Source organism: Microcoleus sp. Aus8_D2 (assembly GCF_036702665.1).
Lineage (GTDB): Bacteria > Cyanobacteriota > Cyanobacteriia > Cyanobacteriales > Microcoleaceae > Microcoleus.
Genome location: NZ_JAUBUN010000002.1, coordinates 261,681 through 277,835 on the forward strand (window position 1 = coordinate 261,681; position 16,155 = coordinate 277,835).

General features: G+C 46.2%; 11 protein-coding genes. 6 read left to right on the forward strand and 5 right to left on the reverse strand.

From position 1 onward, the window contains the following. Positions 1-308: 308 nt before the first annotated feature. Complete coding sequence (locus QUB64_RS02905; RefSeq protein ID WP_333266309.1) at positions 309-1,190, forward strand: Cof-type HAD-IIB family hydrolase; 882 nt, start codon at positions 309-311, stop codon at positions 1,188-1,190. A gap of 457 nt (positions 1,191-1,647) precedes the next feature. On the opposite strand, the gene QUB64_RS02910 is transcribed toward QUB64_RS02905, so the two are convergent. From QUB64_RS02910 to QUB64_RS02930, 5 genes are all read right to left on the reverse strand, one after another. Continuing rightward, the gene (locus tag QUB64_RS02910; protein WP_333266311.1) at positions 1,648-2,538 is read right to left on the reverse strand and encodes an alpha/beta fold hydrolase; all 891 of its coding nucleotides are present in this window, start codon (positions 2,536-2,538) and stop codon (positions 1,648-1,650) included. Positions 2,539-2,733: 195 nt separating this feature from the next. Then, positions 2,734-2,874, reverse strand: a complete 141-nt coding sequence (locus QUB64_RS02915; protein WP_442921626.1) for a hypothetical protein — start codon at positions 2,872-2,874, stop codon at positions 2,734-2,736. 9 nt (positions 2,875-2,883) lie between these two features. Next, positions 2,884-4,914: an adenylate/guanylate cyclase domain-containing protein gene (locus tag QUB64_RS02920; RefSeq protein WP_333266315.1), complete on the reverse strand. Its 2,031-nt coding sequence runs from the start codon at positions 4,912-4,914 to the stop codon at positions 2,884-2,886. Beyond that, positions 4,880-9,589, reverse strand: coding sequence for a response regulator (locus QUB64_RS02925; protein ID WP_333266318.1), 4,710 nt, complete (start codon positions 9,587-9,589; stop codon positions 4,880-4,882). Before QUB64_RS02925 ends, QUB64_RS02920 begins: the two co-directional genes overlap by 35 nt. 770 nt (positions 9,590-10,359) lie before the next feature. Beyond that, positions 10,360-10,866 carry a hypothetical protein gene (locus tag QUB64_RS02930; RefSeq protein WP_333266320.1) on the reverse strand — a complete coding sequence of 169 codons (507 nt, stop codon included), beginning with the start codon at positions 10,864-10,866 and terminating at the stop codon, positions 10,360-10,362. Between the two features lie 77 nt (positions 10,867-10,943). On the opposite strand from QUB64_RS02930, the gene QUB64_RS02935 reads away from it, so the two are divergent. From QUB64_RS02935 to QUB64_RS02955, 5 genes are all read left to right on the forward strand, one after another. Beyond that, a complete protein-coding gene (locus QUB64_RS02935; RefSeq protein WP_333266409.1) occupies positions 10,944-11,861 on the forward strand; it encodes a histone deacetylase family protein in 918 nt (305 codons plus the stop codon). 634 nt (positions 11,862-12,495) lie between these two features. Then, the gene (locus QUB64_RS02940; RefSeq protein WP_333266322.1) at positions 12,496-13,104 is read left to right on the forward strand and encodes an acyltransferase; all 609 of its coding nucleotides are present in this window, start codon (positions 12,496-12,498) and stop codon (positions 13,102-13,104) included. Between the two features lie 273 nt (positions 13,105-13,377). Beyond that, positions 13,378-14,388 (forward strand): glycosyltransferase family 2 protein, encoded by a 1,011-nt coding sequence (locus QUB64_RS02945; RefSeq protein ID WP_333266324.1) that lies wholly within the window; start codon positions 13,378-13,380, stop codon positions 14,386-14,388. A 195-nt stretch (positions 14,389-14,583) separates the two neighbouring features. Next, complete coding sequence (locus QUB64_RS02950; protein WP_333266325.1) at positions 14,584-15,165, forward strand: serine O-acetyltransferase; 582 nt, start codon at positions 14,584-14,586, stop codon at positions 15,163-15,165. 403 nt (positions 15,166-15,568) lie between these two features. Beyond that, positions 15,569-16,075: a serine O-acetyltransferase gene (locus QUB64_RS02955; protein WP_333266327.1), complete on the forward strand. Its 507-nt coding sequence runs from the start codon at positions 15,569-15,571 to the stop codon at positions 16,073-16,075. Positions 16,076-16,155 lie beyond the last annotated feature (80 nt).

Here is a 16,155-nt window from a genome sequence, read left to right on the forward strand (position 1 = left end):
GAATAAGTGGGAATGAATGATGACAGAATGATTGACATATTGGCTGCTGTTGCTTTTTTTTACATGGTACTATTAAGTAAGTAAAAATACAGGTCGCAGATCGAGGGCGGTTTTTACGGCAGTAAACTAGCTGCTATTATGTAGCTTAGTTAAACCAGTCCCTAAAGGCTCATCCTTGATACTTTTTTTGGGTTTACTCACTTATCTATATTCTAGTATTCAAAAAATGAAAAGTCACACTTGGCTATCCCGGCAGTGCCAAAATAAACTGGTGCTTGCAAATGAACAGGTAAAATCTCAAAACAATCATGCAGAATATAATTGCCTCAAATCCAGCTAGTGCGACCGATCGCAATTTTGGCACCGCAGAGATTAAACTACTGGTAGTGGATATCGACGGCACGATCGCAGGTTTGTCAAATCAGATCCGAGAACCAGTCAAGCAGGCAATTTTAGCAGCCCAGTCGCGGGGAGTGAAAGTGGCTGTGGCTACGGGGAGGATGTACCAGTCTGCTTTGCGTTTTCACTCGGACATCGGCTCAACTTTGCCGCTGATTTGCTATCAGGGGGCGTGGATTCAAGATCCGGCGACTGAAAAGCGGCTTCGCCACTTACCGCTGTCGAAACAAACGGCTTTGCAACTGTTAGAGCATTTTGAAGCACCGGATTTGCGATCGCTCCTTTCGATCCATTTCTACATAGAAGATCAACTTTACGTACCGGAAATTACCGCAGCTACCCGACTTTATGCCGATCGATCGGGGATTGAACCAAATGTAATTAAAGATTTGCGGCGAGATATTCCGGGGGAACCGACGAAAGTTTTGGCTTTGTGCCAGAATCCGGAGGTACTCGACGGCTTGCTCAGCAGTATGCGGGAGCGCTACACGCCTGCGGAGCTTTATTTAACTCGATCCGTTGCTACTTTTTTTGAAGCAACGCATCCTTCGGCGAATAAGGGAGCTGCGGTGCAGTATTTAGCGGAGGAACTTTTGGGTTTGCAGGCGGCGAATGTGATGGCGATCGGCGATAATTTTAACGATCTGGAAATGATTGCTTACGCGGGTGTGGGCGTGGCGATGGGGAATGCTCCTGATGGGGTGAAGGCTGGTGCTAATTGGGTGGCGCCGGATGTGGAGGATGATGGGGTGGCTGCGGCGATCGAACAATTTGTTTTGGGCGCGAGCTGATATTATTTGTGGAACAGGGCGGAAAGCCTGTTATCTATGGTTCGATCGTTCGGACTTCAGTCCTCTGATTTTTATGAGGACTGAAGTCCGAACGATCGAACCATAGAGTTTTTATTTAACGAACCGCGAAGACGCTAAGAACGCGAAGGAAGAAGAATTCAAGGGGCCCGTTTGCAGATATTTTGGATGGGAATTGTAGATAATTGAAAAATCTTAAAAATGCTTTTCAACAGAAAGAGCACCGACGACTGGCCGTGTTTCGTCTCGGTGCTCTTACTGGTTCGCTCCTCACACGTCCATCACTATAGCTGACTCGGTAGAATGTGTCAATACTTTTTACAAAAGTTTTTTTTTGAGTCTGCCAAAGTCCGGATCATGGTGAGGTGGATCGATGCATAACCTATGCAAGGCAAGGGTTTTGCTCGATAGCCCTTTCCTTGCATTCGGCAGAAAAATTTTATTTTAATTCCTGCATCCAGTCCAAAATCAGATGATTGACCTCATTGGGTCGCTCGTCGTGGGGACAGTGGCCTGTGTTGGGAATTGAGACAAATTTCACGGCTTTACCGTTGGTGGCTAATTCTTGATAAATCTGGCTCCCGGCGATCGGCGTCCAGGGGTCGTCTGCGCCCCAAAGTACCAGTAACGGACGATCGACCTTTGGCAGCAATTCTGACGGTTGAGGGCCTGCTGGGGCCGTGAGAATTGAGGCGAAGACTTGTTGAGCTCCGGGCTCGCAGGATGGGGCGTGGAGGAGTTCTACGAGTTCGTCGGTGATGGCTTCGCGGTTGCTGTAGACTTGGCGCAGGGTGTTGCGGATGCGGTGTTTTTGGCGGATGTTGTTGAAGACAAAGGGGCCGATGATGGGCGATCGAACTAATTTAGCAAAAGTCCCCATGATTAATCCCAGGGGAAAACTCAGTTCTTCGGCTCGGTGGTTGAGTCCGCCGGCACAGTTGATTAAGACACCGCCGGCGGAGATTTCTGGATGGTTGGCGACTACCATCAAACTTAGCAATGCGCCGATCGAATTTCCGACAAATACCGCCGGTTCCTGTACCAAATCAGTCCAGAAATCTGTGAGTAATTCTTCCCACAATTCCAGGGTGTAATCGAGGGCCGGTTTCGCGGAAGCCCCGAATCCCAACAAGTCCAGCGCAAATACGCGGTAGCCGCCGGCTGCGAGTGCGGGGATATTTTGCCGCCAATGTCCGATCGAAGCCCCAAATCCGTGAATCAAAATCAGAGGGCGGCCGGTGCCTTGGACGGTATATTCGATTTTGTGACCTTTCCAAGTCCAAATTAGCTTTTCTAAACTCGTTGCAGATACTAACTGTTGTGCTGTCACGGATCTAAATGTAAATTTTCGTTAACTTATTTCATCATAGCAGTAGAATCCCGCTCCGGGGCGGGCTAGGAGCAACGTCCCACCTTTTTGGGGACGCTGCTCAAAGCCCATCTCACAAGAACATTATTACCAATTACCAAAGACTAATGACTAATAACGTTCGCGAGCGGGGACGCTCGCACTGACGACTAATGACTAATGCCCCATGCCCATAGCCCCATGCCCCATGCCCCATGCCCCATGCCCAATGCCCAATGCCCCATGCCCCATGCCCCACTGCCCTGTTTGCCCCATGCCCCATGCCCCATGCCCCATGCCCCATGCCCCATGCCCCATGCCCCATGACTACTGACTAATTTTTTGTACCAACCAATAAGTCATCATCTCCCCCTTACCTTTTACCGGAATCATGCCTCGCTTCTCAAACAAATACTTATCTTTTAAAAGTTCATAAGTCACATCTGTTACCTGAATACTGCCTGCAAATCCCGTAACTTCCATCCTCGCCGCCACATTCACCGTATCTCCCCACAAATCATAGGTAAACTTGCTCACACCAATCACTCCCGCCACCACCGGCCCGGAATTGATGCCGATGCGAATTGCCAGTTTTTCTCCTGTCTCGGCGGACAACTTAGCTATTTTTTCCTGCATTCCCAAGGCCATTTGGGCGATCGCCGAGGCGTGGTCGTCTCTCGGTGTAGGTAAACCCCCGACTACCATATAAGCATCACCAATAGTCTTAATTTTCTCCACACCGTACTTTTCAGCCAACTGGTCAAAGTGGGAAAAAATTACATTCAATCGCTTTACCAACTCCGTCGGAGACATTCTCACCGACAGTTCAGTAAACCCAACAATATCAGCAAATAAAACACTTACTTCTGCAAAACTGTCCGCGATCGTACTCTCCTCGGCTTTCAATCGTTCTGCTATTGGTTTGGGCAAAATATTTAACAGCAACTTCTCGCTTTGTTGCTGTTGAATTTTTAGCGCTTCCTGAGCTAATTTACGCTCTGTAATGTCAGAAACAGTACCCTCATAATACATCAGCTTACCTTCTGCATCTCGAACAGCACGGGCATTTTCTGATACCCAAATCCGGTGACCATCTTTGTGAAACACCATAGACTCAAACCCCAACACAGCATTTTGTGCATCCATAGCTGCCTCGAATTCCTTGCGGCGTTCCGGCTCAACGTACACTTGAGAAGTATTGTTAATGCAGGATATCAGTTCTGTTGGCGAGTCATAACCGTACAATTTTGCCAAAGCTGGATTAGCGCTGATAAAGCCTCCTGAAGGCGTACTTTGAAAAATGCCTTCCATCGCATTTTCTACAATGCTGTGATATCTTTCTTCAGCAATTCGCAGCAATTCTTCGGCTTTTTTGCGCTGAATCAAAGAACCTAATTGACTGCCGACAGCATCAAAAACATCTATAAATCGCGCGTCTTTCCGACCAGGAAAAATCTTAAAGAAAACCAGCACTGCCAAGAGTTCATCGCCTACCACAATCGGTACACCAAAACCTGCTTTAAATCCGGTTTCTAGTGCTATTTGACTTCGAGTAAAAGGCGGGTAGCCCTGGGTAATATCTTCTACCCACTCCGGTTGCTTGGATGCCCAAACTCGTCCCGGAAGCCCTATATTCCTGGCAAATGTCAGTTTTTGGCTTTCCCTGCGGAACAAGTCCATGCTGGCATTTCCCGCATACCAACCCCTAGCAGATTCCAGGAAAGTTCTTTCTGCATTGGGAATCCAAGCTTCTCCTAAATCCCATCCGATTGTTTCGCCAACTTGGTGCAGAATGACTTCTAAAGCTGAGTCAAAGTTTGCAGCTTCGCCGATCGCCCGCGTAATTTCCAGCAAAAACCGGATTGATTCTTGAGCCCGCTGCCGTTCCGCGATTTCTTCCTGCAATCTCGAATTGCGATCGTGCAGTTCCCTGGCTTGCTGTTGCAGTTTCGATTGCAACGAACGCAGGGAAAGTTGGTTTTCGACGCGGGCCAAAACTTCTTCTACTTGAAAAGGCTTAGTAATATAATCTACTCCTCCTACTTGAAAAGCTTTAACTTTTTCCAGCACGTCATCGAGCGCACTAATAAAAATTACCGGAATATCTTTAGTATTTTCAATTTTCTTTAAGTGCTGACAAACTTCATAGCCGTTCATTTTCGGCATATTAATATCTAGTAAAATTAGATCGGGAGGAGACATTTGTGCCGCTTGCAGAGCCAGTTGTCCGTTAATAGCCTTCCTGACTAGATACCCGTGGGATGCTAGCATGGTGGATAAAAGTCGCAAATTGTCCGGCATATCGTCAACGATCAGAATGTCTCTAGGAGTCGCTGGTAATGGATGGTCGTTCATCATAATATAATTGAGTTAAATCAATAATGATATCTATCCTAAAATTATCCACTAAATCTGTTAAAGCGTTAGCGAGATTTGCCTCAGTTTCGGGAATTTGCTCGATCAGTCCGAGAATGCGGTTGTCGTCAACGCAAAGTGCTGCTTGGTACAACTCGACCACCCAGTCTGTAGGCATTACACTCAAATCCTCCGTGGTCAAACTTTTAAGCAGTTTCGGTGCTGAGCCAGAAATAGATGAGCTTTCTTCTTCATAAATATAACGCAGATTCAGGTGATGGGCTATCTTTTCAAATAGTACCTCTTCCCGAAACGGTTTACAAATCAAATCGTTACAACCAGCAGACAAAATTATGTGCCGCTGCTCGTCAAAAGCACTAGCAGTCAGGGCAATAATTATTGTTTCTTTACCTTCTGGAGTTTGCTTGATCAGTCTTGTCGCTTCGTACCCGTCCATCACTGGCATCAGCATATCCATTAAGATCAGGTGCGGCTTCCAAGTTGACTGCAAAGCAATTCCTTCTTGACCGTTAGTTGCTTCGCGGACTTCAAATTCCAGCGGTGTGAGGAGCTTAAGCAGCAGTTGGCGATTTTCCGCTACATCTTCAACTATTAATATCCGATAAGTTGGCTGTCCGGCTTCTAAAGCAATAACTTTTTGAGCCGCCGATTTTTCTTGTTCGTCGCTTTCTGTGACTAACTTAACCTGGATATTAAACGTGAAAGTTGTGCCTTGACCGAGTTGACTTTCCACAGAAATATCACCTCCCATAATCCGGACAAACTGTTGGCTGATCGGCAATCCTAGCCCGGTTCCCTGCATGGATTTTCGACCTGTTTCGGTTTGTACGAAGGGCTTGAATAATGTGGGAAGTTCCAAGGGGGAAATGCCGGGCCCCGTGTCGGCAATTTCAAAAAGCAATTGGGATTTGTTTTCTTCGTTGGTTTCGGCTTGGCTGCTGACGCGCAGACTAACAATTCCGTGTTGAGTAAATTTAATCGCATTGCCGAGCAGGTTAATTAAAACTTGCCGCAATTTAGCTTCGTCTGTTTGAATGTACTTTGGCAAATTGCCGATGTTTTCAAAGATTAGGTACAAGCCTTTAGAGTTTGCTTTTAGTTGCAGCATTTCTCTGAGGCTGTTGAGAATGTTGTGGAGGTTAAAGCGGCTTTCATTGATGGTAATTTGACCTGCTTCTATTTTTGACATTGACAAAACATCATTGATCAGTTCCAGTAAATGTTCGCCGCTGCGGTTGATGATTTCTATGTATTCTTTTTGTTCTGCCGTGATAGAAGTGTTGCGAGCCATGACTTGGGAAAAACCGAGAATGGCGTTGAGAGGCGTGCGCAATTCGTGGCTCATGGAAGCGAGAAATTGGCTTTTGGCGCGGTTGGCTACTTCGGCGTTTTCTTTGGATTTAATTAGTTCCATTGACTGCCTTTGAGTGCGGGTGAGCAATTCGGCTTGCTGCAATGCTACTCCTAGTTGAGTGCCTACATGAACTGCAACGTTGATTTCAGCTTCGCTCCACTGGCGGGGAGCTGAATTTTGATAGGATGCTAGCAATCCCCAGAGCTTTTCACCGCAGAAAATGGGCACTGTAATATATGATTTGGCTTGAAATCTTTCTAAGAGTTGGATGTAACAATTATCGAAGCCTTGCTTGTAAATGTCTGGGACACAAAGGTAAGTTTTACCTCTGCTGTAGGCTCCACCTGCGTTTTCTTGCAAATAAGTATCGCAGACTTCTTGTGAGGTGCTATCGAATTTTTGGACGAGGCAATTTTCGCTTTCTAAAGCGCCTGCTGTGAAGTTGGGGTCTATTTGCTGTGCTTGAATGAGAGAAATCCACTTGCTGTCAACGGATTCGGCTACAAATTGGCCGCTCCAGTCAGGATTGAAACGGTAAAGGGCGACTCGATCGCATTTCATGGTTTGGCGCAATTCTCGGGTTGTCGCGTGAAAAATTTCTCGGAGATCTAAAGTCTGCCGCATTCTTTCAATAATGCGGGCGATCGCTCTTTGCCGCAAAGCACTTTCTTGGAGTTCGATTTCTGCTTGCTTGCGTTCGGTAATATCTACAGCCATTGAAGCGGTACCGATCGCTTTGCCGTTCTCGTCAATTAGCTGAGTATTGTACCACTCGCAGATGATAATTCTGCCGTCTTTGGTCAGATTTTCGGAAATGCCGCTGGATTTGTCCCTCAAACCGCGAGCAAAAATCTCAGCTCCTTGCTCGCGGTAGCTTTCAGGTACAATCAAATCGGTGGCGACTCTCCCTTTGGCGAATTGCTCGCTGTAGCCAAAAATAGCCTCCGCGGCTGGATTCCAAGTGATAATTTCTAAATTCAAGTTTAACTCGATCACTGCGATCGGCGTTTGCTGCAATAAAAATGAGATTCTTTGCTGCGATGCTAGCAGTTTTTCTTCGGCTAATTTGCGATCTGTGATGTCATTAGCCGTGCCCAGAAGTTGTTTGGGTTTACCATCAGCTTGTCTCAGAAATACGGTATCCCAACTGTGCATCCACCGCCATTCGCCATTTCTGTGCCTCATTCGGTATTGCAATTCGATAATTTGGCCACTTTCGGCTCGATCGAACTTTTGGATGTGTTCGCAGAAAGCCAACATATCCTCGGGGTGCATCAGATTTGGCATCATGGCTGTACCCATATCTTCTATTTCTCGAACGTTGTAGCCCAGTATCGCAGCAATTTGGCGGTTGCTGTAGACATTCCGCTGTTCAATTAAATCGTAAACATACAATAGGTTGGGATTAGAATCGGCGATCGCCTGAATGAAGTGCTGGCTTTCTCGCAGTGCAGATTCTGTTTGTTTGCGATCGGTAATATCTCGCGCTACGATAATCACTGACTCTGCTGACAGCGGAGAAACTTTAGCATCGAGCCAAACTTCGCGCTCTCCGGCCATAAAGCTATATTCAACATTGATACTTTGCTTCGTTTTGAGCACTTGTTGAATGGCACTTAATACCAAATCTGCCACAGGTTCCGGAAAAACTTCATGGGCGGTTCTATGAATCATTTCGCTGGCAGGTTTTACCAAATTGGTCGCTCCTGTAGGGGCGATTTTCATGCAGCGTCCTTCTGCATTTCTCACTAAAACTGTGTCAGTCATAGCCGCAAAAATCATCCGCAATTCTGCTTCTGACTCCTGCAAAGCTTGCTCGGCGAGGATGCGGGTGCGAATTTCTGCTTCCAACTGTTTATTTTGCCGATCGAGTTGTCCAAGCCGCTTTTTCTCTCGATCGATCAGTTGAACTTGAGCCAGGGCGATGCCTACCTGAGCCGCCACCGCTTCTAACAAGTCCATTTCATCTTTCGTCCATTGCCGGTAGCGATCGCACTGGTGCAAGCAGATAGCGCCATTTGCCCTACCTTGGTATGAAGTACGAATTGCCAGCATCGATTTCAAGCCCATCTCGCGGCAAATCGGTCTCGCAGCTTGCAAAAGAGGGTCTGAGTAAACATTGTTGGAGGCGATCGGCTGATCTTGTATCATCATTTGTACGACGTGAGGATTGCCCCAAATAGGAATGGGTAAATTCCAAATAGATTCGCACTCGGGTTCGAGATACTCCGCCGCCAGAGGAATATCGACTTGGGGGGTAGTAATGTAAGTATGAATCAAACAGCGATTGACGCAGAATGTCTGACCGATTTGAGTGGCCGCTATTTGAAAGATTTGTTCGGGATGCAAGCTCGATCGAATTTCTTGAGTTATTTTGGCAATCAGCAACTCTCGCTGAACTTGCCGTTCTAAAGCCGCTTTAGCTGCGGCAGTTTCTATTTCTGCTTGCTTGCGATCGCTGATATCAAAAAGTACGCCATACCAAACTATATCGCCATTGTCGCGCATTTCTGGCCGAGAATTAGATTGCAGCCATTTGAGTTTGCCCGACGGCGTAACAATCCGCCATTCAAAGGCAAAAGGTTCTAAAGTTCGAGCGCTTTCTGCAATTTCTTCTATCACATATTCTCGGTCATCTGGATGATTTTGAGCGCAAACTAACTCAGCATTTTCTAATATATCCTCACTCTCTAATTCGTAAATCTCCCGACAAGCATAACTGATATATTCAAAATTAGAGTTTCCCTCTGAATCTTTTACTAATTGGTAAATAACGCCCGGTATATTAACCGCCAATTTCTGCAACCGCGCTTTGCTTTCCCGGAGTGCTTGTTCTGTCTGCTTCCGAAATTCTACCTCTTGTTGCAGTTGGACATTCTGCTGTTTTAATTGTTTCGATAGCTGCTGGATAGTCAATTGACTTTCGATCCGCGCTAAAACTTCTTCCACTTGAAAAGGCTTAGAAATGTAGTCAACACCGCCAATTTCAAAAGCTTTTACCTTGTGAAAACTTTCATTAAAAACGCTTAAAAATATTACCGGAATTTCCCTAGTATTTTCGTTATTCTTCAGTTTTTCGCATACTTCGTAGCCGTTCATTCGGGGCATGGCAATATCTAGCAAAATCAAGTCTGGTAGAACGGTAAATTTAGCATTTACAACCATTTCTCCCGAAATCGCCCGCTGAACTTTATACCCTTCTTTTGTCAAAATATTTGATATAAATCGGAGGTTGTTAGGCTGGTCGTCAATAATTAAAATGTGAATACTTTCTTTGTCGATAGCCATTTTTTGTGTTGCCATTTTTCCTGGTCGAGTGTTAGCAGATTAATTATTTAATGAAGCGACAAATTATTTTTGAATTGTCAATTATTCAGCCTGCCTTTTAAAAGTAAGCAGACACAGGATTATTTTGAGATATTAGTCCATCGAGTAACGCACCTTTTCTTGGTTATTTTTTGGGCGGCTTCTCTTAAATTAGCAACTCCAATCAACCGGATTGTTGCCATATTTTATCGTAAAAACAAATCCAATTATTCCCTGAAAATATTAAGTTTTGCCAAAAAAATCATTGATGAGGCACTCCAGATTTTTAAACCTGAGTTTTTTAACTCTGTTCTAGGGCTGCGACGCGTCTTTTCCTACATCTAACCCGGTTGATGCGCCCAAGACTTTTTTTTCGGTTGACTTTAGGCTTAACACTCCCAGGAGGATGACGCAAGCTTCTTGACATTTTAATGCCACCTTAAAAAGGTTTTAGCAGAGATACAGGCGCGATCGCAACCCGACGCGAAAAAACCTGGTTTTTTAATCTTGTCCGGGCTACAACGAAGCAAACGCTTGAAAAAAAACACTTTAGATGCACCCGCGCCTAAGTTTTAAGATATTCATAGGCTGTTGCGCTAGAAATATGGTCTGTTGTGATTGAGGGGCCGATGGGGATCGGATTTGACGATTTTTGATGAATTCTCGAAATCTACAATTTAAATCCACCACCGAGACAGGCAAGTAACAGTATAGATTGACTGGCCCGCACCCACTGCCCGCCGTATCAACTCTTTTCTCCGTCTTTCCTAAGCCAGCAATTCCTTAAGTTTAGCAATATTTTCAGGGCTGAGGGAGATTTTAATTTCAAGTTCTTGGTCAGCCTCCCACAGCAACAGAGTATTATCTTCTGCCCAAGCAATTTCTGGATTCTTCAATTCAAGTGTTTGATATTTAACTTCGGGAATCCCTACGCGAATTACCAGTTCGGATTCCAACTGAGGATAGAGGTACAATTGCTGTTGCAGGTTGTCGAGTTCTAGTTTGTCAACTGTGTTATTGCGTTCGAGAGGAGAATCGGGTTTGTACCAATAGAGAGTATCTTCGCGAATTTGGGGATTGACTATCACAAATGTTTCGTCAAAACGCTGGGGCTGCCAGTGAATTTCGTTCAACCCGCCGATTTGCGGAATCAGTCGCTCTACCCAGCTAATTTCTTTACCGTTGAGGTTTCGCCACCACTGACTGATATTATCGAGGTTGTTAGAATTTTCGGGGTCGTTGCTGCCGGACTGCCAGACTGTTTTTAGTTGCATATAAAAGTTCTCCAGCGAATTTAAATTTGAGATTTCAGGCATTCAATGGGAAATTCGATCGTTCTACAATCATCGGCATGGACTTACCAATTATCTACCACGAAGATTACGTTGCACCCCTGCCGCCGGAACACCGCTTCCCGATGGCAAAGTTCCGGATGCTTTACCAGATGCTGCTCGGGGAGGGGGTAGCAGATAAATCGCAATTTCACGCTCCCGAACTTCCCCCTCAAGAATGGATTGAATTAGTCCACGACCGCAGCTACGTTCAAGCTTACTGCAACGGAACGCTGGATGCCAAAGCTCAGCGGCGAATTGGTCTGCCTTGGAGTCTGGCCCTTGCTAACCGCACTTGCACTGCGGTTGCTGGGACGGTACTAACTGCCAAGCTCGCTTTAGAGTGCGGTTTGGCTTGCAATACTGCGGGCGGAACTCACCACGCCTTCCCTAATTTTGGGTCTGGTTTTTGTATTTTCAATGATTTGGCGATCGCCTGTCGCGTCTTGCAAAAAATTGGTTTAGTTCGCAAAGTTTTAATTATCGATTTAGACGTGCACCAAGGAGACGGAACAGCGGTAATTTTCCAAGATGACAGCAGCGTTTTTACTTTTTCGATGCACTGCGAAGTAAATTTTCCCGGCACTAAACAAAAGAGCGATTTAGATGTACCTTTGCCTGTCGGTATGGAGGACGACGAATATTTACAAACATTAGATATATTCTTACCAGACTTGCTGTCAAATGTCAAGCCAGATTTAGTTTTGTACGATGCCGGAGTAGACCCCCATCAGGGCGACAAACTGGGAAAATTAGCTTTGACTGATACGGGTCTATTTCGCCGGGAAATGCAAGTTTTGATGGCGTGTTTGGCTGGTGGTTATCCCGTTGCCTGCGTGATTGGCGGAGGCTATTCCGATGACACGAAGGGGTTAGTTTACCGACATTCGTTGCTGCACCGAGCCGCAAGTCAAGCCTACAGGCAATATCGACTTTAAGCACGAACACTAAACAAGTAAATGGGGCTATCCAATTATCAAATAATCGTGTTTGTTTCACTCACAAACTGGTCGGTATAAGAGAAAAAAATAAACACTATCAATCAGACGGCGAACTGCTAGATGTTAGTACAATTTGTATGATAGTTGTATTTAGGAAAAAAAATGCTCAGTTTAACAATAGACATTTCGCGAAAAATCTGAAACCAGTGTCCTGCTCAAGCAAAAACCTAGTTTCGCTCGATCTCTACTAGAATGCTGGCGATCGCCAGCAACAGCAGCTAGAGAGTCGCAACACCTACACCGTAGACTTGCCCAACACTGTGAAACTCGTCCGCTACCTAGTTGCTGAACATCAAGGCCCGAGGATAGTTGACTGTTATTAGTTGGCCACAACTGCACGATCCGCCAATAGGTAAGCTTGGGCAATTGCACTCTCGATCGCGGCCCAGAAGGGTATCAATTGGGCGATCGAATCAACGCCTGAGCAATGGTGGTAAAATTATCGGCGGCATCACTTTCGGAGAGGACACGAACATTGGTGCCAACGCTGTCATCTTGTCAGATCTACCTCCTGGCATAACAGCGGTTTGTATGTCTACCAATAGGCTTAAATCTATCAAGGCTCGGGAAAATGATTAAATCAACCTTTGAGAAAATCCTTCGCCACTTAGCCATGCGCTACGGCAAGTTCCGAAGCCTCTACGTCCAATTATGCGACCCTAGTTCCGAGGAATACACCGAATTTCTCCGCCTCCACGGCAACCTGCACTCGATCGGCGAAAATTGCACGATCCTGCCAAGCACGGTGTTTACAGACCCCTCCTACGTCCGCATCGGCAACAACGTCCACTTTTCCACCTGTATCCCGATCGGCCACGACGGAGCGGTCGCCATGCTCAATCAAGCCTACAACGTCAAACTAGATGCTGTGGGCAAAATAGACATCCGTGACAACGTATTTATCGGCTACAACTCGATCGTCCTCCGCAACGTCACCATCGGCCCCAATGCGATCGTCGCCGCCGGTGCCGTCGTCACCAAAGATGTCGCAGAAGGCGATATAGTTGCCGGTGTTCCCGCTAAACCCATCGGCCGCGTCGCAGACTTGGTGGAAAAATTGCAAACTGAAACTCAAAGCCTACCGTGGGCAGATTTAATTAACAGTCGCGAGGGAGCCTACGACCCCGAAATGGAACTCCAGCTTATACAATTGCGAGTGTCACATTTTTATCAGAAATAATCAGAAATAATCAGAAATAAATAGACACATCCAACAAGACTCACACCCCTTACCCTTATGTAACAAGCTTTTCCGGAATTTTTGTGGGGCATTATCAGGGTTTTTATTAACAGTAAAGTAGGCTTTTCAAGAGTAGAGATTAAAAATAGTAGCCGCTTTTGTAAAATATGTCCAAACTATCAAAACAGTAGGCGATGCCTCAACTGGCGATCGCTCTACCTTGCCAAATCGAGACAAGTTGAGCTAAAAATTGTTAAACAGACGATCGCACTTATGTCCAATGCCAGCCCGTCGAATCATCCGTATCCACTACTTGTCGTCATTGTCAACTACCGAACCCCTGGTTTAACCATTGACTGCTTGCACTCTCTAGTTAGCGAAGTTCGATCGCTCCCCGGTATGCGAGTTGCAGTTGCCGACAACGCATCAGGCGACAATTCTAGCGAACAAATAGCAGCCGCGATCGCAGCAGAAGGCTGGAGCGAATGGGCATCCTTCGTTCCCCTAGACCGCAACGGCGGATTTGCCTTCGGCAACAACGCCCTGATCCGTCCTGTCCTGCAATCCACCAATCCTCCCCCTTACTTCCTGCTGCTCAACCCAGACACCGTAGTGCGCCCCGGAGCCATGAAAGCCCTCGTCGATTTCATGGAGACTCATCCCGACGCCGGCATCGCAGGCAGCCGCTTGGAAGACCCCGACGGCACGCCGCAGGAGTCAGCTTTTCGGTTTCACAATCTCTTGACCGAACTAGATTTTGGTTGGCGGACGGGCTTGCTCTCCAAGTTATTGGCAAACTGGACCGCAGCGCCTCCTATTTCCCAAGAAATCTGTCAAACTGATTGGGTAGCTGGAGCCAGCATGATCGTCCGTCGCGAAGTATTTGAAAAGATTGGCTTGATGGATGAAGCTTATTTCATGTACTGCGAAGAAATGGACTTTTGTCTGCAAGCGAACAAAGCCGGCTGGAGTTGCTGGTACGTACCTGAAAGTCGCGTGGTTCACCTAGTAGGTCAAAGCTCAGGTGTTACTGACACCAAAAAGCCCCATAAGCGACTGCCACAGTATTGGTTTGATTCCCGGCGCCGGTACTTTATCAAAAACTACGGCTTGGTTTACACAGCATTAACTGATGTATCCTGGGCTTCAGGCTTTGCAGCCTGGAGGTTCCGCCGCGTACTTCAAGGTAAGGCAGACGGCGATCCACCAAAAATGCTCACCGATTTTGTCATGAATAGTGTATTTTTTAAGGGAGGTAAGATTGAAGATTCCAAAAACTTTTAAATGCTGTTTGTAAATAAATCAAAGCCTGAGAAACCAGGTTAATCCGGGCCAACCAAACATTGCCTGATTCACCCCAGCAATTGGTATTTTAGAGTGAAGAAAGCGGGTGGCTCCTCCCTGAAAAACCCGAGAAACAGCTTAAGATCTGGGGCATCTAATAACAACTTAAACAAGACAGAGTGTTGAGTACAGCTTATGGTAACGCAGCCAAACTTAATAGCAAGTGAAACTCAAGTAGAAACCCCTGCACTGGGATTGTGGCAGCAGATTAAAGAAGACTGGATTGCTCACGGTCGCGATTGGACAAAACCGGGATTTCGCGCCGTAGCAGTTCAAAGATTCGGTGTCTGGAGAATGCAGGTAGAACCAAAACTGCTGCGGGCCCCCTTGAGCATTCTATATCGATCGCTCTACCGAAAAGTCCGCAACACCTACGGCATAGATTTGCCGTACACAGTAAAGCTCGGCCGCCGCGTCGTGATTGAACATGAAGGCTGTATAATCGTTCACGGATGCTGCACTCTTGGTGACGACTGCATTATCCGCCAAGGCGTCACCCTGGGGAACCGCTACTTAGAAAAACCCCTAGAATCCCCTCAATTGGGCGATCGGGTGAACGTCGGCGCCGGAGCAAAAATTCTCGGCAAAGTCCACCTGGGAGACGACGTAAATATCGGTGCAAATGCTGTCGTTTTATCAGACATTCCTGCTGGTCAAACTGCCGTTGGCATCCCTGCCAAAATTATCAAATCTCGCCCAGTCGAAAACAATCCTTAAATTAGTGCCCGAAAAACTGACCGGTCTCTTCTGAGACTTAAATAAACTAGAGATATACCACCTCTATAGTGATAGATGCTGTTACGAAATCGTCGAGTTCTATTGCAATTGTTATAGTTGCACAAAGGGTGCGATCGCTACTGCTTGTTTGTAGACATCAACTCGGTTAACTAAATAATTATAAGTTGACCATCTAGCAATCCTGTATTAATTGTGAATAATTTGTAGGCTTAGTGCCCCCGTGCTTACCAGAAAAACCTGGCAACCTACAAAAACCTTACAACTCAAATACGATTCCTAGAGAATTTCCAAAAATATTGTCAACCACCAACCCGGTAAGATATACTTATATTCCAGGGTTACATGATTATCAGTATATCTTATCTGTTCTCTTGCACAAAGAATGGTTCAATCAATAACTACACCTGTCATTTCTTCCACAGAGCCAGATTGGAGCCGCGAACAACTTAGCAAGTGGTGGGACCCCAGTCGCCAACTGCTAAAATCTATCCGCAACTATCAAAAATGGCAGCAGCAAGGTGGAATTTTAGGGTATTTTTTATCCCGGTTGAACATAATCCAGCATCTATTCTGGAGCGTTGTAACTGGAACTGACATCCCCTTGAACTGCCAGATAGGAGGGGGAGTGATTTTGCCTCATCCTAATGGCGTTGTCATTCATCCAGAGGCATCTATTGGCCCGAACTGTCTGATTTTTCAACAGGTAACAATTGTTGCTAAGGTCAAAATTGGCGGTCACGTCGATATCGGCGCCGGAGCAAAAATTATTCGCTCCGTAACGATCGGCGATCGTGCTTTGATAGGTGCCAATGCTGTGGTGATTTGCGACGTACCACCGGGCGCAACCGCAGTCGGAATACCCGCAAAAATTATCGAAAAAAAACCCTAAGCCTGAAAATCCACCCCGACGAGAAATATTGGCAGGAAAAAGGAAGTTGCAGAGCAAGGATTCTTTCAGAGAATTCTCCT